Origin of the sequence: Caballeronia glathei (assembly GCF_000698595.1) — a bacterium.
Lineage (GTDB): Bacteria > Pseudomonadota > Gammaproteobacteria > Burkholderiales > Burkholderiaceae > Caballeronia > Caballeronia glathei.
Genome location: NZ_JFHC01000012.1, coordinates 83,033 through 101,753, shown reverse-complemented (window position 1 = coordinate 101,753; position 18,721 = coordinate 83,033). Strand labels below are relative to the sequence as shown.

Below are 18,721 nucleotides of genomic sequence, written 5' to 3'. Positions count from 1 at the left end.
CTATGAGCAAAGACTACAAAGACCTGCTGGTCGCCCTCGACATCGGGACGTCGAAGGTGGTGGCGATCGTCGCCGAACTGAAAGGCGAGGGCCACTACGAGGTGATCGGCCTCGGCCAGAGCGACTCGAAGGGGTTGAAGAAGGGCGTCGTGGTCAACATCGAGGCCACCGTGCAGTCGATCCAGCGCGCGCTCGAAGAAGCGGAGCTGATGGCCGACTGCAAGATCACCAACGTGTTCACGGGGATCGCGGGCAGCCACATCCGCAGCTTCAATTCGAGCGGCATGGTCGCGATCAAGGACAAGGAAGTCACGCAGACCGATGTGGCGCGCGTGATCGAAACGGCCAAGGCGATCAACATCCCGACCGATCAGCAGGTGCTGCACATCCTCACGCAGGAATTCATCATCGACGGCCAGGAAGACGTGCGCGAGCCGATCGGCATGAGCGGCATCCGGCTCGAAGTGAAGGTGCACATCGTGACGGGCGCGGTGAGCGCGGCGCAGAACATCGTGAAGTGCGTGCGCCGCTGCGGGCTCGAAGTGAACGACCTGATCCTGCAGCCGCTCGCCTCGTCGCTCGCCGTGCTGACGGAGGACGAAAAGGAACTGGGCGTCGTGCTCGTGGATATCGGCGGCGGCACGACCGACATCGCGATCTTCAGCGAAGGGGCGATCCGTCACACGGCCGTGATTCCGATCGCGGGCGACCAGATCACGAGCGACGTCGCGATGGCGCTGCGCACGCCCACGCCCGACGCGGAAGACATCAAGGTGAGCTACGGCATCGCGAAGCAGGCGCTGGCCGACCCGGACGAAATGATCGAAGTGCCGGGGCTCGGCGAGCGCGGTCCGCGCACGCTGTCGCGCCAGGCGCTGGCGGCGGTGGTCGAGCCGCGTGTCGAGGAACTGTTCTCGCTCGTGCAGCAGGTGGTGCGCGAGTCGGGCTACGAGGAACTGCTCTCGAGCGGCGTGGTGCTGACTGGCGGCGCGTCGATGATGCCCGGCATGGTCGAGCTCGGTGAAGACATCTTCCTGAAGCCGGTGCGCATCGGCGTGCCGGAATACGCGGGCGGTCTCGCCGATGTGGTGCGCAATCCGCGCTATTCGACGGCGATGGGCCTGCTCGTCGAGGGACGCTCGCAGCGCATGCGCGGGCGCAAGGTCGCCGTGCAGTCGGGTTCGATGGGACAGGTGTTCACGAGGATGAAGGACTGGTTCCTCGGCAATTTCTGATTACAGGTTTGACGAGAGTTGCAACGCGTGCCTTCGATGGTCACGTGGCAAAAGACGAATTCGCGCCGGTGCCGGCGGCTGGCGCGCGACAGGGGGTTGCCCGATCTCCTGCCGAATAACGCCGATTTTCATTCTTGACGGAGGCAACATGGATTTCGAAATGCTGGAAACGGAAACCAACGGAACGATCATCAAGGTCGTCGGTGTTGGTGGCGCTGGCGGCAATGCCGTGCAGCACATGATCAACCGCGGCGTGCAGGGCGTCGATTTCATCGTGATGAACACCGACGCGCAGGCGCTCGCACGTTCGCGCGCAACCACGGTGATCCAGCTCGGCAACACGGGGCTCGGCGCCGGTGCCAAGCCGGACATGGGCAAGGCGGCGGCGGAAGACGCGCGTGAGCGCATCGCCGACGCGCTGCGCGGCGCGCACATGGTATTCATCACGGCGGGCATGGGCGGCGGCACGGGCACGGGCGCGGCGCCGGTCGTGGCGCAGATCGCGAAGGAAATGGGGATTCTGACGGTCGGTGTCGTCAGCAAGCCGTTCGAGTTCGAAGGCGGCCGGCGCATGCGCGTGGCGGAGGCGGGTTCGCAGCAACTGGAGGATCACGTCGACTCGCTGATCGTCGTGCTGAACGACAAGCTGTTCGAGGTGATGGGTGACGACGCCGAAATGGACAAGTGCTTCCAGTGCGCTGACGACGTCCTGAACAACGCGGTTGCCGGCATCGCGGAAATCATCAACGTCGACGGTCTCGTGAACGTCGACTTCGAAGACGTGAAGACGGTGATGGGCGAGCAGGGCAAGGCGATGATGGGCACGGCGACGGTTGCCGGCGTCGATCGCGCGCGTCTCGCCGCGGAACAGGCGGTCGCGAGCCCGCTGCTGGAAGGCGTGGACCTGTCGGGTGCGCGCGGCGTGCTGGTGAACATCACGTCGAGCCGTTCGCTGCGTCTGTCCGAAACGCGCGAAGTGATGAACACGATCAAGAGCTACGCAGCGGAAGACGCAACGGTGATCTTCGGTGCCGTCTACGACGACGCAATGGGCGACGCCCTGCGCGTGACGGTGGTGGCAACGGGGCTCGGGCGCTCGGCGAAGAACAAGCAGGCCGCACCGATGACGCTCCTGCGCACCGGCACCGACAACCAGCCGATCTCGCACGCGCAGCACAGCTATGCGCCGCAGCAGTCGCACGCGACGGATTACGGCGCGCTCGATACGCCGGCGGTGTGGCGTTCGTCGCGTGAAACGGCGGCTTCGCACGTGCAGGCGCTGCAGGAAAAGGGTGTCGACACGTACGATATTCCGGCGTTCCTGCGCAAGCAGGCGGACTGACGCCGCGGCGGTACCGATACGCGCCGCATGCATTTTGCTACACGGAAAGTGCGGCTTGCCGCATGCGTGGAGCAGAACGCGCGACGTGACGGATCTGGCTGCCTGGGGCGACTGTCCAGGGCCGCGTCCATTGCCGGACGCCGGGCCATGGCCAGCCGACCTCCGCGAATTGGCGAGCGGTACGGCAAATTTGAAGCGGATCGCGTCGCGGCTCGCGCGGCATAAGATGTATCGTGAGGGTGCACAGCACTGACGAGAGAAGGACCGAACATGATCAAGGTGGGTGAAACGTTGCCCGACGCGCGCCTCTTCGAGTTTGTCGAAGTGGCGGGCGAGGGCTGCGCCGTGGGACCGAACGGGTTCTCGGCGCGCGAGCGGACTCAGGGCAGGCGCGTGGTGATCTTCGGATTGCCGGGCGCGTTCACGCCGACCTGTTCCGCGAAACACGTGCCGGGTTATATCGAAGCGGCGGAGCGCCTGCGCGCGGCCGGCATCGACGAAATCTGGTGCGTTTCCGTCAACGACGCGTTCGTCATGAACGCGTGGGGACGCGATCTTCAAGCCTCGGGCAAGGTGAAGATGATCGCGGACGGAGCCGCGCGCTTCACTCAGGCACTCGGTCTGGATCAGGACCTGTCGGAGCGTGGCATGGGAATCCGTTCCCAGCGTTACGCGATGGTGGTCGACAACGGCGTGGTCAAGACGCTCAATGTCGAAGCGCCCGGCAAGTTTGAAGTCAGCGACGCTGAAAGCATCCTCGCGACGTTGCGCTGATTGCAGCGGTGTCACGTTGCGGTAACGCAACGGTCACGACACCCTCGCAACGCAGCCGCAACTGGGGCCGATGCCCGGAAATGCCTCCATTCCGGTCATCGGCCCGCTCTGCCTCCTTGATCCGCTTACCTGGGTAACACAGGGAAACAGACTGATACGTTCCCTATCAGGACGAACCGAAACGAATGGAGTATAATTCGGCCTATTGAATGCATATTAACGATTAATTCTCTTAATAGAGAATTCAAATCGAAGCGAAAAGATCATGTTGAAGCAGAGAACAATCAAAACCATCGTCAAAACCGTCGGCATCGGCCTGCATTCCGGCCGCAAGGTGGATTTGACGCTCCGTCCGGCGCCCGCAGGCACCGGAATCGTGTTTACGCGTATCGATTTGCCCACGCCGGTGGAAATCCCGGCTTCGGCAATGGCGATCGGCGACACGCGTCTCGCGTCCGTGCTGCAGAAAGACGGCGCGCGTGTTTCGACGATCGAGCATTTGATGTCGGCCTGCGCGGGTCTGGGCATCGATAATCTGTATGTCGATGTTACTGCTGAAGAAATTCCGATCATGGACGGAAGTGCCGCTTCGTTCGTGTTTCTGATTCAGTCGGCGGGAATCGAACAGCAAAATGCGGCGAAGAAATTCATCAAGGTGACGAAACCCGTCGAGATTCGCGACGGCGACAAGTTCGCGCGCCTCGATCCGTATTTCGGTTTCAAGCTTAGTTTCACGATCGATTTTCGCCATCCGGCGGTCGATAAAACCGGCCAGGCGCTGGAAGTCGATTTTGCGAACACGTCGTATGTGCGCGAAATCGCGCGCGCGCGCACGTTCGGTTTTGCGCACGAGGTCGAGATGATGCGCGAACTGGGTCTCGCGCGCGGCGGCAGCATGGACAACGCGATCGTGCTGGACGAATACCGCATTCTGAACAACGACGGCCTGCGCTACGACGACGAGTTCGTGAAGCACAAGATGCTCGATGCGATCGGCGACCTGTATGTCGTCGGCCATCCGCTGCTTGCGTCGTACACGGCGTATAAGGGCGGTCATGCGCTGAACAACATGCTCCTGCGCGAGCTGCTCGCGCACGAAGAAGCGTATGAAGTCGTCACGTTCGAAGACACGCAGAACGCACCGCGTGGTTTCGGATTCGACACGCAGACTGCGTTTGCCTGAAACGGGCTGAGATCAGAACGCTGGATGAGCGGCCGCGCGAGCGCCGCTCATTTTTTTTGCGCGTTCGATTGATGGCGCGCCGCCATTCTGGCGAGCGCCTGCTGAAGCGGAGACGGATCGAGCGAGTCGGCAAGCGTCTTGAGCGCCGCCGCACCCGCGGGCGACACGCGCGCGTGTTTGGGCGGGGCGCTTTCCGCCATCGGCTGCGGACGCACGCGGATCTTCAGCGAATTCACCGCCCAGCCGCGCTGCTGCAAATCGGAAAGCAGGCGCGGCTCGATGTGCCGCAGCCGCGCGGCCAGCGCGTTGTGTCCCGTAAACAGCGCCAGAACGCCGTCCTTGACGAAACCGGGTTCGACGCTCGACGCAAGATAATCGGGCAGGAGCGCCGACAGGTCCCGCTGCAGGGCCGCGATCTGCTCGACGCCCGCGCGCAGGGCGAGAAAGGCGTCGGTGCGGCCGAGCACGTCGGAAATCGCCTGCGGCTTGCGCGGGTCGAACCGTTGCGGCGGCGGCCTTGAATTCGGCGAAAAACGGCTCATTTTTTGATCGGCGGGGGCGCGATGGCGACCAGTCGATTGTACCGCGCGAGGCCCGCCCGCAAACGGTGTCGGCGAGGAAGCTTTCAGACCGTTGACAATCGCCTCCGGCGGGGCTGGCCGGCTCGACGCCGACACAGGCTCGGCCGGGCACGCGTGCTAAAATCCCCGATTCGATTTCACCCATGGACTTAAGCCGCCGAGGTCCGCCGTATTCGGGCGCATCCAGCGTGCGCCCAGCCGACACCGCGACGCAGACACTGATCCGATGACCACCGGTTTCCTTCAAAAGATTTTTGGCAGTCGCAACCAGCGGCTGGTCAAGCAATATCAAAAGACCGTTGCGGCGATCAATGCGCTCGAGCCGACGATCGAAAAGTACACGGACCAGCAACTGCGCGCGAAGACCGACGAATTCCGCCAGCGGGTCGCGAGCGGCGAGTCGCTCGACGTGTTGCTGCCGGAAGCGTTCGCCGTCTGCCGCGAGGCCAGCAAGCGCGTGCTGAAGATGCGTCACTTCGACGTCCAGCTGATCGGCGGCATGGTCCTGCACTACGGCAAGATCGCGGAAATGCGCACCGGCGAAGGCAAGACGCTCGTCGCGACGCTCGCCGCGTATCTGAACGCGCTGTCCGGGCGCGGCGTGCACGTCGTGACGGTGAACGACTACCTCGCGCAGCGTGACGCCGAGTGGATGGGCCGCCTCTACAACTTCCTCGGGCTGTCGTGCGGCATCAACCTGTCTCAGATGGAGCATGCGCAGAAGCAGGACGCCTACGCATCCGACATCACATATGGCACGAACAACGAGTTCGGCTTCGACTACCTGCGCGACAACATGGTCTACGAGACCAATGCGCGCGTGCAGCGGCCGCTCAATTTCGCGATCGTCGACGAAGTGGACTCGATCCTGATCGACGAGGCGCGCACGCCGCTCATCATTTCCGGCCAGGCCGAGGATCACACCGACCTCTACGTGCGCATGAACGCGCTGCCGCCGCTGCTCGAGCAGCAGATCGGCGAGGAGAAGGCGGACGGCACGGGCGTCGAAAAGCCGGGCGACTACACGCTCGACGAAAAGGCGCGCCAGGTGTTCCTCACCGAACAGGGCCACGAGAAGGCGGAGCGTCTGCTCGCCGAGTGGGGCCTGATCGGCGAGGGCGAGAGCCTGTACGCCGCACAGAACATCACGCTGATGCATCACGTGTACGCCGCGCTGCGCGCGCACACGCTGTTTCATCGCGACCAGCATTACGTCGTGCAGGGCGGTGAAGTCGTCATCGTCGACGAGTTCACCGGGCGCATGATGACGGGCCGCCGCTGGTCGGACGGCCTCCATCAGGCGGTCGAGGCGAAGGAGCACGTCAAGATCCAGAACGAGAACCAGACGCTCGCGTCGATCACGTTCCAGAACTACTTCCGCATGTACGCGAAGCTCTCCGGAATGACCGGCACGGCCGACACCGAAGCGTACGAATTCAACGAAATCTACGGCCTCGAAACGGTCGTGATCCCGACCAACCGGCCGCCGAAGCGGGTCGACAAGCAGGACCAGATCTACAAGACCGCGAAGGAGCGCTACGACGCGGTGATTCGCGACATCCGCGAGTGTGTCGAGCGCGGGCAGCCCACGCTCGTCGGCACGACGTCGATCGAGGCGTCGGAACTGCTGTCGACGCTGCTCACGCAGGCCGGCATCAGGCACGAGGTGCTGAACGCGAAGCAGCACGCGCGCGAAGCGGCGATCGTCGCCGAAGCGGGCCGCCCGAGCGTCGTCACGATCGCAACCAACATGGCCGGCCGCGGCACGGACATCGTGCTCGGCGGCAATGTCGAGAAGCAGGCATCGTTCATCGAAGCCGATCTCTCGATCCCCGAGGACGAAAAGCAGCCGCGCATCCAGAAGCTGCACGACGAATGGCAGGCGCTGCACGATCAGGTCAAGGCCGCGGGCGGGCTGCACATCATCGGCACGGAACGGCACGAGTCGCGCCGGATCGACAACCAGTTGCGCGGCCGCGCGGGGCGTCAGGGCGATCCGGGTTCGTCGCGCTTCTATCTGTCGCTCGACGATCCGCTGTTGCGCATTTTCGCCGGCGACCGCGTGCGCTCGATCATGGACCGCCTGAAGATGCCGGAAGGCGAGCCGATCGAGGCGGGCATCGTCACGCGCTCGATCGAAGGCGCGCAGCGCAAGGTCGAGGCGCGCAACTTCGATATCCGCAAGCAGCTGCTCGAATACGACGACGTTTCGAACGACCAGCGCAAGGTGATCTACCAGCAGCGCAACGAACTGCTCGAAGCCAACGACGTGCAGGAAACGATCGCCGCGATGCGCCACGGCGTGATCACGGAAATCGTGCGCAGCTTCGTGCCGGCGGGCAGCATCGAGGAACAGTGGGACGCGCCGGAACTCGAAGAAGTGCTGCGCAACGAATGGTCGCTCGATCTCGCGATCCAGGAAATGATCAACGAGTCGAACTCGATCGACGCGGACGAAATCCTGGAAGCCGTGCTCGCCGCCGCCGACGAAGCCTATGAGGCGAAAGTGACGCTCGTCGGCCGCGAATCGTTCAGCGCGTTCGAGCGCTCGATCATGCTCCAGACGCTCGACAGCCGCTGGCGCGAGCATCTTGCCGCGCTCGATCACCTGCGCCAGGGCATCCATCTGCGCGGCTATGCGCAGAAAAACCCGAAGCAGGAATACAAGCGCGAGGCGTTCGAACTGTTCGCCGCGATGCTGGATTCGGTGAAGCAGGAAGTCACGCGCGTCGTGATGAACGTGCAGATCCAGTCGCCGGAGCAGCTGGAAGAAGCCGCCGAACAGTACGAAGAGAAGGGCAGCCACCTCGAGAACGTCGCGTTCACGCACGCCGATTTCGCCGAGGCGGCCGCCGCGCCCGCCCCTGCCGACGCCACCACGCAAATGGTCAACCAGGCCATGGCCTACGGCGACGACACCACGGTCGCCACGCGCGTCGCCGACGACGTGCCGAAGGTCGGCCGCAACGATCCGTGCCCCTGTGGCAGCGGCAAGAAGTACAAGAACTGTCACGGCAAGCTGGTGTAATTGCACGCGGTTCATGGGCAGGGGCAAGCGACGCAGCAATGCGTCGTTTGTCTTTGCAGATTCGGTTTTTCCTGGCGTCGAATCGTTTTTCTGAGACGGCGCCCGTTCATTCATCCCGTGCCGGGCCGCAAGCCGGCGCGCGCCACATTCAGCGAGTCGCGAACATGGCTGTCAATTTCCCCTCGATCGATCCCGCACAGATTCATCCCGTCGCCGGCGTCACGCTAGGCTGGGCCGAAGCGAACATTCGCAAGCCGAATCGAAAGGATCTGCTCGTCATTCAGCTCGAAGAGGGCGCGACCGTGGCGGGCGTGTTCACCCTGAACCGCTTCTGCGCGGCGCCGGTGACGGTGTGCCGCGAGCATCTCGCGGCCGTGCGCGCGGGCGGCAAGGGCATCCGCGCGCTCGTCGTGAACACCGGCAACGCGAATGCGGGCACGGGCGAGCCGGGCATGGCGCACACGCGCGAAACCTGCGCGGAGCTTGCGCGCCTTGCCGGCCTCGATGCGCAGCAGATCCTGCCGTTCTCGACCGGTGTGATTCTCGAGCCGCTGCCGGTCGACCGGCTGAAGGCGGGCCTTCCCGCCGCGCTCGCGAACCAGAAGGCCGCGCACTGGTACGACGCCGCGCAGACCATCATGACCACCGATACGCTTCCGAAAGCTGCATCGCGTAAAGTGCAGATCGACGGGCACACGGTTACGCTCTCGGGCATCAGCAAGGGCGCGGGCATGATCAAGCCGAACATGGCGACCATGCTCGGGTTTCTCGCGTTCGACGCCGCAGTCGCGCAGCCGGTGCTCGACGAACTGGCGAAGCACGTTGCCGACCGCTCGTTCAACTGCATCACGATCGACGGTGACACGTCGACGAACGACTCGTTCATCCTGATCGCATCGGGCAAGTCGAGCCTGCCGGCGCTCACGTCGACGGACTCGGCCGCCTACGCCGCCTTGCGCGACGCCGTGACGGCCGTCGCGCAGGAACTCGCGCAACTGATCGTGCGCGACGGCGAGGGCGCGACCAAGTTCATGACGATCACCGTGGAAGGCGGCAAGGACGTGGCCGAATGCCGCCAGATCGCGTACGCGATCGGCCATTCGCCGCTCGTGAAGACCGCGTTCTACGCTTCCGACCCGAACCTCGGCCGCATTCTCGCCGCGATCGGCTACGCGGGCGTGACCGACCTGGACGTCGACAGGATCGACCTGTATCTGGACGACGTGCTCGTCGCGAAATCGGGCGGGCGCAATCCGGCGTACCGCGAGGAAGACGGGCAGCGCGTGATGAAGAAAAGCGAGATCGCGATTCGCGTGCTGCTCGGCCGGGGCGGCGCGCAGGCGACTGTCTGGACCTGCGACCTTTCGCACGATTACGTGAGCATCAACGCCGACTACCGCTCGTAAAGCACTCTCATGGACAAACTCGAACAGTTCCTGACTCGCGCCGAAGCCGTTCTTGCGCGCATCGAAGGCATGCTGCCGCCGGCGGCGCCGCAAATCGACTGGGAGGCGGCCGTCGCGTTTCGCTGGCGCAAGCGCCAGGGCCGCGGCTATCTGCAGCCGGTGCCCGCCATTTCGCTCATTTCCTTCGACGACCTGCAGAACATCGATCGCCAGAAGGCGCTGATCGATCAGAACACGCGCCAGTTCGTCGCGAAACTGCCGGCGAACAACGTGCTCCTGACGGGCGCGCGCGGGACGGGCAAATCGTCTCTCATCAAGGCGTGCCTGAACGCCTATTCGAGGGACGGCTTGCGGCTGATCGAAGTCGACAAGGACGATCTGCACGATCTGGGCGACATCGTTGATCTGATTTCGGCGCGGCCCGAACGCTTCATCGTGTTCTGCGACGATCTGTCGTTCGAGGAAGGCGAGTCGGGCTACAAGGCGCTGAAAGTCGCGCTCGACGGCTCGGTCGCCGCGCAGTCGGACAACGTGCTGATCTACGCGACGTCGAATCGCCGGCACCTGATGCCCGAATACATGAGCGACAACGAAAGCTACAAGCACACGTCCGATGGCGAAATCCACCCGGGTGAAGTGGTCGAGGAGAAGATTTCGCTCTCCGAACGCTTCGGGCTGTGGGTGAGCTTCTATCCGTTCAAGCAGGACGATTACCTCACGATCGTCGGACACTGGCTGAAGCATTTCGGCGTCGATCAGGCCGAGATCGAGAGCGCGCGGGGCGATGCGCTCGTCTGGGCGCTGGAGCGCGGCTCGCGTTCGGGGCGCGTCGCCTGGCAATTCGCTCGCGACTGGTCAGGGCGCAAGGCATGAGCGCGGCGTCGGGTGAGACCGTCGTGAACGGCCGGAAAGTCACGGAAGTCGCCGTCGGCGTAATGGTGCAGCCGGACGGGCGCTATCTGCTCGCGCAGCGCCCGCAAGGCAAGCCGTACGAAGGCTACTGGGAATTTCCCGGCGGCAAGATCGAGCCGGGCGAGAGCGTCGAGGCGGCGCTCGGGCGCGAACTGCACGAGGAACTGGGTATCGACGTGAAGGCCTGCGAGCGCTGGCGCACGCTGGAGCACGACTACCCGCACGCCTACGTGCGGCTCTTTTTCTGCAAGGTGACGCACTGGAACGGCACGCCCGCCGGACGGGAAGGCCAAGCGCTCGCCTGGCAGCATTTGCCGGTGGAGGTGGCGCCGCTGCTTCCCGCGGCGATTCCCGTGCTGGAGTGGCTCGCGGCCGAATCGGCGTGAGCGGTTTCGGTGGCTGGTGGCGCGGCGCCTGAGCGCCAGCCGCTTCGGCGCTAGTTCAGGCCGCCGTGCGAATCGTCATCGGGCGGCGTTTCCTGCGGATTGCCCGCGATCTTGTACTTTTCGGTTGCCCAGGCGCCCATGTCGATCTGCTTGCAGCGCTCCGAGCAAAACGGACGAAAGCGGTTTTCGGGCAACCAGCGCACTTCCTTGCCGCAGGTGGGACATTTGACGACGGTGACCATACTGTCAGACGTTATTGAAAATTGCCGAACCGCATAGATGAGGCCGGCCGGCGGGTTTCAAAGACCTATCAGAGACTGCACAACGTGAGGTGAAACGGCACGTCGACATCGACGGCACGCGGACGCAGATCGCCGTCCTGCACCGTGAAGCGCACCCACAGCATGTACTTGTTCGCACTCGCCTCCGGGATCACCCGCACCTCCGGCGACACGCGCACCTGCATCAGCTGATACGTCCGGCCCGAGAGCATCTGCTGGTAGCTGCCCTGCATCGCCATCACCTTCGACGCCTGTCCCGATTCGCGCGCGAGACGCAGCACGATGGTCGCCGCGTCGCGCAATGCCAGCATCGGCATCACCCACTTCGCGATGTCCTGGCGGCGCTGCTCCACCGGCAACTGCTGCCACGCGAAATACGACGGCAGGTCGAACTTGCAGGTTCCGCCCGGGATGATCGTGCGGCTGCGGATACTGGCGAGCCATTCGTTGTCGGCGAGATGCTGACCCGTCTTGCCCTGCATCTGCGAGAGCCCGGCGAGCGTCTGCTCGATTTCGCCGAGCACCGCCTCGAGTGCTTCCTGCTCGATGCCGGGATTGCCGCGGAACGGTGCGAGCGTCTGACGCTGGCGCTCCAGTTCCTTCATCAGATCGGCTTTCAGATCCGTGCGCCCCGCAACTTCGGCGATTTCGAAGAGCGTCGTCAGCGCGACGTGGTGCTCCCTCGGATCTTCCTGAGTCAGAAAGAACGTGAAGCGCTCGAACAGATCTTCGAGACGCAGCAGCGTTCGGATTCGCTCGTTGAAGGGGTACTCGTAAAGGATCAAGCGCGCTCGCCTCGGCGTTGGTCGGTTGCTTCGTGGACAGAAAGTCAGGGGACATTCTAATGCCGCAACAGTACCCTAGCAAATCCATGCAAAAAGGGGTTGCTGGCGCGCATTTTCTTCGCCGTTCGACGCCGTTCTTAAGCGTTACATTCGCTTCAGGTATGGGTGTTGCTGTCGCCCGCGAGCGCGAGATAGCGCGCGTGCAGCGCCTGGACGCGTTCGTCGAGCGATTCGAGCGTCGCGTGTTCGTCGTTGACGGCGACATCGTCCGCTGCCGCGAGGCGCGCCTCGCGCGTCGCCTGGCGCGCGATGATCGCAAGCACCTGTTCGCGCGAGAAGCCGTTGCGCCGCATGACACGCGCGATCTGCGTCTCGACCGGGCAGTCGACCACCAGCACGCGCTGCACACGCGCGGCCCAGCTGCCCGATTCCACCAGCAGGGGCACGACCACGACCTGATACGGTCCGGACGCAGCGCCCCGCTGGCGCTCGGTCTCCGCGCGGATCAGCGGATGTGTGATCGCTTCGAGGCGCGCCTTTGCGGTGTCGTCCGCGAACACGTGCGCGCGCATCTTCGCGCGGTCGAGCGAGCCGTCTGCGGCGACGTACTCGCGGCCGAACTCGCTCTCGATCAACGGCATCGCGACCCCGCCCGGCGCGGTGATCTGGTGCGCGATGAGATCGGTGTCGATCACCGCGACGCCGCGCGCCGCGAAGAGGTCCGCGACCGTCGTCTTGCCGCTGCCGATACCGCCAGTCAGGCCGATGCTGTACATCCGTGGCTCCCCCGAATTCATCCAAACAGTGCGTAGAGCGGCGTACCGAAAAAGAGCGTCGCAACGCCTCCTATGGCGAGAAACGGCCCGAAAGGCAGCGGTTCCTCGAAACGCATGGTGCCGCGCCATGTCGCGATCAGGCCGACCAGCGCGCCGGCGATCGCCGACACGAGCACGATCTGCGGCAGCGCCATCCAGCCGAGCCACGCGCCGAGCGCGGCGAGCAGCTTGAAGTCGCCGTAGCCCATGCCCTCGACGCCGCGAACCAGCCTGAAGAGCCAATATACGCACCACAGGAACAGATAGCCCGTGATCGCGCCGATCACCGCATCGCGCAGCGACACGAAGCCGCCCTCGCCGAGATTGACGATCAGCCCGGCCCACAGGAGCGGCAGGGTGAGCGTGTCGGGCAGATATTTCGTGTCGAAGTCGATGACGCTCGTCGCGAGCAGCGTGGCGCACAAGCCGAACGCGGCGACCGCGAGCCAGTCCGGTCCAAACGCATAGAGCGAAACGGCTGCGAGGAGCGCCGTCGCGAGTTCGATCAGCGGGTAGCGCGCGCTCACCCGCGCGCCGCATTTCCCGCAGCGCCCGCGCAGCAGCAGGTAGCTGATGACGGGAATGTTTTCCCATGCGCGCAGGACGTGTCCGCAATGCGGGCACGCGCTGCGCGGCACGGCGAGGTTGAACGGGGCGGGTTTGGCATCCTTGCCTCCTTCCGCCGATTCGATCTCCGCTCGCCACGCGCGCTCGAGCATGATTGGCAGCCGGTGCACGACGACCGTCAGAAAGCTGCCGATCACGAGTCCGAACACGATTGCGAAGCCATACTGCGCCGCCGCGGGCAGCGCGGCGAACGCCAGCAGGACGTGGCTCGCGGGGCCCGCGGCGGAAAGGTCGAACGAAGGCGTCATGGACGGTGTCGGAATGAATTCGGCTGGCATGCTACACCACGTTGCCCAGTTGGATGATGGGAAGATACATCGCGATCACGAGTCCGCCCACGAGCGCGCCGAGCACGACGATCACCACCGGCTCGCAAAGGCTCGCGAAAGCGCCGATCTTCTCGTCGACCTGGCGCTCGCCGAGGGTCGCGAGATCCATCAGCATCGAGTCGAGCGCGCCGGATTCCTCGGCGACGGCGATCGGCTGCACGACCTCCGGCGGGAAGCAGCCGAGGGCGCGCATCGCGGCGGCGAGCCGCTCGCCATGCCTGAGGCGTGTGGCGATTTCGAGGGTCGCGCGGTCGAAGATCCGGTTGCCGGTCGCGTTCCCGAGCGAATCGAATGCATCCGACAGCGGCGTACCGGCCGCGAGCAGCGTGCCGAGCGCGCGGCTCCAGCGGGCGACGGCGAGCGAGCGCAGCAATGCGCCGACGAGCGGCAGCGCAAGTGTTGCCCGGTCGAACGCTGCGCGGGCGGACGGCACGCGCCTGAGCACGCGCGACGACGCGACGCCGAAGCACACGCACGCGATCGCGAACGGCACGCTCCAGCGGGCGACGCCGTCCGACAGCGCGAGCACGAAGCGTGTCGGGGCCGGCAATGCTGCGCCGAAGCCGTCGAAGATCGTCTTGAAAGTCGGCACCACGCCGACGAGCAGCCCCGCCGTGATCAGCAGCGAAAGCAGCAGTACCATCACCGGATACGTCAGCGCGCCTCGCAGCCGTGCGCGCTGCGAGGCGGCGCGTTCGCGGTCGTCGGCGAGGCGCGCGAGCACCGTCGGCAGCGCGCCCGCCAGTTCGCCGACCGCAACAAGCTGGCAGTAGAGCGGCCCGAAACAGGCAGGATGCCGGGCGAGCGCGTCGGAAAACGGCACGCCCTGCGTGATGTCGCGCGCGACGTGCCGCACGATGCGCGGCAGGCCGCCGCGCACGGGCGTCTGTGCGATCAGCTCCAGCGCGGGCGCGAGCGGCAGCCCCGCGCGCAGCAGGCCCGCGAGCTGCCGCGTGAACAGGGTGATGTCGGCGTTCGTGGCTTTCGGCGGCGGCGCGTCGCCGAGGGCGGTGAGTTCGAGCACGGTCCAGCCATTGCGCTTGAGCGCCGCGCGGGCCGTTGCGGGATCGGCGGCGATCGTCCTGCCGCGTTTGGGTGCGCCGTTCGCGTCGACGCCGCGCCATTCGAAACGCGTGTCCGCAGTTGCACGCGTCATGCGATCTCCGTCGCTTCGACGGCTTCCGCGACGCTCGTCACGCCGTCGCGCACGCGCTGAAACGCGGCGTCGCGCAACGCCGGCATGCCCTCGGCCTGCGCCTGACGTGTGACGGCGTGCGTGGCGGCGCGCGCGACGATCAGTTCGCGCAACGGATCGGAAACCGGCATCAGCTGATGCACGCCGACGCGGCCGCGATAACCGATGCCGTGGCACGCCGGGCAGCCGCGCGGCTCGAACGGACGGGTGCCGTCGTCGAGCGCGAGTTCGGCCGGCGCACGGCACGCTTCGCAGAGCTTCCTCACGAGCCGCTGCGCCGTGACGAGCCGCAGCGCCGACGCCAGGTTGTACGGCGCGACGCCGATATCGATCAGCCGCGCGATCGCGGCGGGCGCGTCGTTCGTGTGCAGCGTGGAGAGCACGAGGTGGCCGGTCTGGGCGGCTTTCACGGCGACGTCGGCCGTTTCGGCATCGCGGATTTCGCCGACCATGATGACGTCTGGGTCCTGCCGCATGAACGCGCGCAACGCGACCGCGAACGTGAGTCCGGCCTTCTCGCGCACGCTGACCTGATTGATCCCGCCGAGCTGGATTTCCGCGGGGTCCTCGACCGAGCAGACGTTGCGGGATTCCGCGTTGAGCATCTGCAGGAAGCAGTACAGCGACAGCGTCTTGCCGCTGCCGGTCGGCCCTGTGACGAGAATGAGGCCGTGCGGCGCGTGGATCGCGGATTCGACGACACCGCGCTGCCGGGCGTCGAGCCCGAGCGCCGCGAGCGACAGGTCGGGCGGCAGCGCTTCGAGCCGGCGCAGCACGAGCTTTTCGCCGAAGAGCGTCGGCAGCGAGTTCACGCGATAGTCTTCGAGCTGCCCGTTCGGAAGCGGCAGCCGCAGCCGCCCGTCTTGCGGCACGCGCCGCTCCGCGATGTCCATCCGCGCGAGCACCTTGATGCGCGTGATGAGCGCGTCACGCAGATGGAGCGGCGGGCGTTGCAGCACGTGCAGCGCGCCGTCGATGCGCAGCCGGATGCGCCACTCGTGCTCCGCCGGTTCGACGTGGATGTCCGAGGCGCCGCGGGCCGCGGCTTCGCGCAGGGTGTCGGTGAGGAGCATGACGGCCGGCGCGTCGTCCTGCGGCGCTTCGATCGGCCGCTGGGGCAGACGCGCGAACGTGTCGCGGGAAGGCGAGGGTGAGCGTGAAGGCATGTGGGCATCGGCGTCGAGCCGTCCGTGTTCTGGATGACCCGATCATCGCGCGCCCCCGCGCGCCTTCCAATTCGGCCGGACGGCTAACGCTGCGGCCGAAGCGAGCCGGCGGCGGGCCGGAAGATCTTGACCGTGCGGATCGCCTGGTCGTCGCTGCGCATCACTTCGAAAGTGACGCCTGCGATCTGCACCGACACGTCTCCGTCGGGGATCTCCTCGAGCGTCTCGAGGATCAGGCCGTTGAGCGTTTTCGGACCGTCGGTCGGCAGCGTGAGTTGCAGCCACCGGTTCAGCTCGCGCAGCGGCATGCTGCCCGGCACGATGCACTCGCCGTGGTCGTCCCAGCCGCCGCGCGACGTGGCGCCGCGCGGGATTGTGGTCGTGAACTCGCCGATCAGTTCCTCGATGATGTCTTCGGGTGTGACGAGCCCCTGCAGTTCGCCGTATTCATTGACGACGATCGCAATCCGCTGGCGGCTCTCCTGGAAATACTGCAACTGCTGGAACACCGGCGTGCCCGCGGGAACGAAGTACGGCTCGGCGAGCAGTTCACGCAGCGTCTCGCGCTCCAGTTCCTGGTTGTGCAGCGCCGCCAGCGTCTTGCGCACGTGCAGGATGCCGAGCACGCGGTCGATGTCGCCCTGATACACCACCAGCTTGTTGTGATAGCAGGTCTCGAGCTGGTGGAGGATCTGCTCGAACGGCGAATCGAAGTCGAGCGCTTCGATGCGCCGGCGCGGAATCATCACGTCGTCGACGGTGATGTTCTCCAGATCGAACAGGTTCAGCAGGATGCTGCGGTGCTTGGTCGGCATGAAGCTGCCGGATTCCAGCACGATGGTGCGCAGTTCCTCGGTGGAAAGGCGCTGGTCGCGCGCCCCTTTCGTGTTGATCCGCAGCGTCCCCAGCACGGCGTTCGCGAACAGGTTGACGAACCAGACGAGTGGCCGCGCGATGCGCATCAGCGGCGCGAGAATCAGGCTCGCCGGCAGCGCGACCTTTTCGGGATACGTTGCGCCGACGATCTTCGGCGTGATTTCCGCGAACACGATGATGAGGAACGCGACGAGGCCCGTCGCTATCGACAGCACGACGTTGTTGTGGCCGAACGTGTGCAGCGCGATCGACGTGGTGAGCACGGGAATGATCGTGTTGATCACGTTGTTGCCGATCAGGATGACGCTCAGAAGCTGATCGGTTTTGGCGAGCAGGCCTTGCGTCGTGCGCGCGCGCAGCGACCCCTGGTTGGCGAGGTGCTTCAGGCGATGGCGGTTCAGCGCCATCATCGAGGTTTCGGAAATCGAGAAGAAGCCGGAGAGAAAGAGAAGCAGAAAAATGGCGCAAATTTGCGCCCATAAGGGAAGGTTGTCCACGCGACCGATGAAAGAAGGGGAGGGATGAAAGCGACTATAGCAGACGAGGCCGCGAAAGCCCGCCACGCTGGCCGATGCGCGGGCGGCGGCCGTATATACGGCCTCTCGCGCCTTTTCCCGATCTGCAGCGGACCGGAAAGAAAAAAGCCGCACAGCGGACTGTGCGGCTTTTCATCTTCAATTCTGGTCGGGGTGAGAGGATTCGAACCTCCGGCCTCTACGTCCCGAACGTAGCGCTCTACCAGGCTAAGCTACACCCCGAATCTTTACTGCTGGACTCTTACGGCGCTTCAGTCTTGTTTAAGACTGTCTTGCCGTCGAGTAAGAACATAATTCTAGCAGGCTTTCTTTGTAAATGGAATCGGGAAACGATGAAATTGCGTTCGCGGCCGCCTGGGCTTCCTTGCGCGCGCATTCCAGCGTGTGATCGAGCGCGCCCGAGCCCGTGATCGCTTCGAAAATCGTCTCGAAGCGGTCCGTGCCGCCTTGTTCGATCGCTTCGCGCGCGAGCGCGGCCTGCTCCGGCGTGCCGTGCTCCATCAGATAGATGAGCGGCAGCGTTGGCTTGCCTTCGCGCAGGTCGTCGCCGGCGTTCTTGCCCATCGATTCCGCCGTGCCCGTGTAGTCGAGCCAGTCGTCCATGATCTGGAATGCGGTGCCGATGCGGCGTCCGAACTCGGCGGCGGCGGCTTCCGTCCTCGCGTCCGCGCCCGACAGCACGGCGCCCAGCTGCGCGGCGGCTTCGAAGAGCTTCGCGGTCTTGTAGCGGATCACCTGCATGTAGCGCGCTTCGTCGACGTCCGGATCGTGCATGTTCAGGAGCTGCAGCACTTCGCCTTCCGAAATCACGTTCGTCGCGACCGACAGAATCTCCATCACGCGCATCTTGCCGACGCCCACCATCATCTCGAACGAGCGCGAGTAGAGAAAATCGCCGACCAGCACGCTCGCCGCATTGCCGAAGAGCGCATTGGCCGTCTTGCGGCCGCGGCGCAGGTCGGATTCGTCGACGACGTCGTCGTGCAGCAGCGTGGCCGTGTGAATGAATTCGACGACGGCCGCCAGTTCATGGCGATGCCCGGTCGTGTCGCCGAGCGCTCCCGCGACGAGCAGCAGCAGCGCGGGCCGCAGCCGCTTGCCGCCGGCGCCGATGATGTACTCCGAAATCTGGTTGATCAGCATCACTTCTGATGCCAGGCGCTGCCGTATGACGCGATTGACCTGCTGCATGTCCTCGGCAATCGGGGCAAGCAGGATGGCGGCGTTGGGGGATGAAGTGGCGGTGGACGACATGATCGGCAAA

Annotated in this window: 17 protein-coding genes and 1 tRNA gene; 8 read left to right on the top strand and 10 right to left on the bottom strand. The window is 65.0% G+C overall.

All coding sequences use genetic code 11. The features are described from left to right. Nucleotides 1-2 precede the first annotated feature (2 nt). From ftsA to lpxC, 4 genes are all read left to right on the top strand, one after another. Nucleotides 3-1,235, top strand: coding sequence for a cell division protein FtsA (gene ftsA, locus BG61_RS10920; protein ID WP_035927459.1), 1,233 nt, complete (start codon nucleotides 3-5; stop codon nucleotides 1,233-1,235). Nucleotides 1,236-1,383: 148 nt separating this feature from the next. Then, nucleotides 1,384-2,577, top strand: a complete 1,194-nt coding sequence (gene ftsZ / locus BG61_RS10915; protein WP_035927460.1) for a cell division protein FtsZ — start codon at nucleotides 1,384-1,386, stop codon at nucleotides 2,575-2,577. 270 nt (nucleotides 2,578-2,847) lie between these two features. After that, a complete protein-coding gene (locus BG61_RS10910) occupies nucleotides 2,848-3,351 on the top strand; it encodes a peroxiredoxin (RefSeq protein WP_035927463.1) in 504 nt (167 codons plus the stop codon). A gap of 265 nt (nucleotides 3,352-3,616) precedes the next feature. Beyond that, nucleotides 3,617-4,534: a UDP-3-O-acyl-N-acetylglucosamine deacetylase gene (gene lpxC / locus BG61_RS10905; protein ID WP_035927465.1), complete on the top strand. Its 918-nt coding sequence runs from the start codon at nucleotides 3,617-3,619 to the stop codon at nucleotides 4,532-4,534. Nucleotides 4,535-4,581: 47 nt separating this feature from the next. Here lpxC and BG61_RS10900 read toward each other — a convergent pair whose 3' ends face one another. Next, nucleotides 4,582-5,076 carry a DciA family protein gene (locus tag BG61_RS10900; protein ID WP_035927468.1) on the bottom strand — a complete coding sequence of 165 codons (495 nt, stop codon included), beginning with the start codon at nucleotides 5,074-5,076 and terminating at the stop codon, nucleotides 4,582-4,584. A 265-nt stretch (nucleotides 5,077-5,341) separates the two neighbouring features. On the opposite strand from BG61_RS10900, the gene secA reads away from it, so the two are divergent. The 4 genes from secA (at nucleotide 5,342) to BG61_RS10880 (ending at nucleotide 10,847) form a co-directional block, all read left to right on the top strand. Continuing rightward, entirely contained in the window at nucleotides 5,342-8,143 is a 2,802-nt protein-coding gene (gene secA, locus BG61_RS10895; protein ID WP_035927470.1) for a preprotein translocase subunit SecA, read from the top strand. Between the two features lie 164 nt (nucleotides 8,144-8,307). Beyond that, a complete protein-coding gene (gene argJ, locus BG61_RS10890; protein WP_035927474.1) occupies nucleotides 8,308-9,549 on the top strand; it encodes a bifunctional glutamate N-acetyltransferase/amino-acid acetyltransferase ArgJ in 1,242 nt (413 codons plus the stop codon). Nucleotides 9,550-9,558: 9 nt separating this feature from the next. Then, complete coding sequence (locus BG61_RS10885; protein WP_035927476.1) at nucleotides 9,559-10,422, top strand: ATP-binding protein; 864 nt, start codon at nucleotides 9,559-9,561, stop codon at nucleotides 10,420-10,422. After that, nucleotides 10,419-10,847 carry an NUDIX domain-containing protein gene (locus tag BG61_RS10880; protein ID WP_035927479.1) on the top strand — a complete coding sequence of 143 codons (429 nt, stop codon included), beginning with the start codon at nucleotides 10,419-10,421 and terminating at the stop codon, nucleotides 10,845-10,847. Before BG61_RS10885 ends, BG61_RS10880 begins: the two co-directional genes overlap by 4 nt. 50 nt (nucleotides 10,848-10,897) lie before the next feature. Here the strand turns inward: BG61_RS10880 and BG61_RS10875 are convergent, their stop codons facing one another. The 9 genes from BG61_RS10875 to BG61_RS10835 form a co-directional block, all read right to left on the bottom strand. Next, on the bottom strand, nucleotides 10,898-11,089 hold the full coding sequence (locus BG61_RS10875) for a DNA gyrase inhibitor YacG (protein ID WP_035927481.1): 192 nt from the start codon (nucleotides 11,087-11,089) through the stop codon (nucleotides 10,898-10,900). A 68-nt stretch (nucleotides 11,090-11,157) separates the two neighbouring features. Next, entirely contained in the window at nucleotides 11,158-11,913 is a 756-nt protein-coding gene (gene zapD / locus BG61_RS10870) for a cell division protein ZapD (RefSeq protein WP_035927484.1), read from the bottom strand. 155 nt (nucleotides 11,914-12,068) lie between these two features. Then, nucleotides 12,069-12,689 (bottom strand): dephospho-CoA kinase, encoded by a 621-nt coding sequence (gene coaE, locus BG61_RS10865; protein ID WP_035927487.1) that lies wholly within the window; start codon nucleotides 12,687-12,689, stop codon nucleotides 12,069-12,071. 17 nt (nucleotides 12,690-12,706) lie between these two features. Then, nucleotides 12,707-13,603 (bottom strand): prepilin peptidase, encoded by an 897-nt coding sequence (locus BG61_RS10860; RefSeq protein WP_129572072.1) that lies wholly within the window; start codon nucleotides 13,601-13,603, stop codon nucleotides 12,707-12,709. 31 nt (nucleotides 13,604-13,634) lie between these two features. Then, nucleotides 13,635-14,840 carry a type II secretion system F family protein gene (locus tag BG61_RS10855; protein ID WP_035927492.1) on the bottom strand — a complete coding sequence of 402 codons (1,206 nt, stop codon included), beginning with the start codon at nucleotides 14,838-14,840 and terminating at the stop codon, nucleotides 13,635-13,637. Further along, the gene (locus tag BG61_RS10850; RefSeq protein WP_035927495.1) at nucleotides 14,837-16,045 is read right to left on the bottom strand and encodes a GspE/PulE family protein; all 1,209 of its coding nucleotides are present in this window, start codon (nucleotides 16,043-16,045) and stop codon (nucleotides 14,837-14,839) included. Before BG61_RS10850 ends, BG61_RS10855 begins: the two co-directional genes overlap by 4 nt. 83 nt (nucleotides 16,046-16,128) lie before the next feature. Next, nucleotides 16,129-17,418, bottom strand: a complete 1,290-nt coding sequence (locus BG61_RS10845; protein WP_035927498.1) for an HlyC/CorC family transporter — start codon at nucleotides 17,416-17,418, stop codon at nucleotides 16,129-16,131. 184 nt (nucleotides 17,419-17,602) lie between these two features. Next, nucleotides 17,603-17,679, bottom strand: a tRNA-Pro gene (locus tag BG61_RS10840). Nucleotides 17,680-17,718: 39 nt separating this feature from the next. After that, a complete protein-coding gene (locus BG61_RS10835) occupies nucleotides 17,719-18,711 on the bottom strand; it encodes a polyprenyl synthetase family protein (protein ID WP_035927500.1) in 993 nt (330 codons plus the stop codon). Between the last annotated feature and the right edge of the window lie 10 nt (nucleotides 18,712-18,721).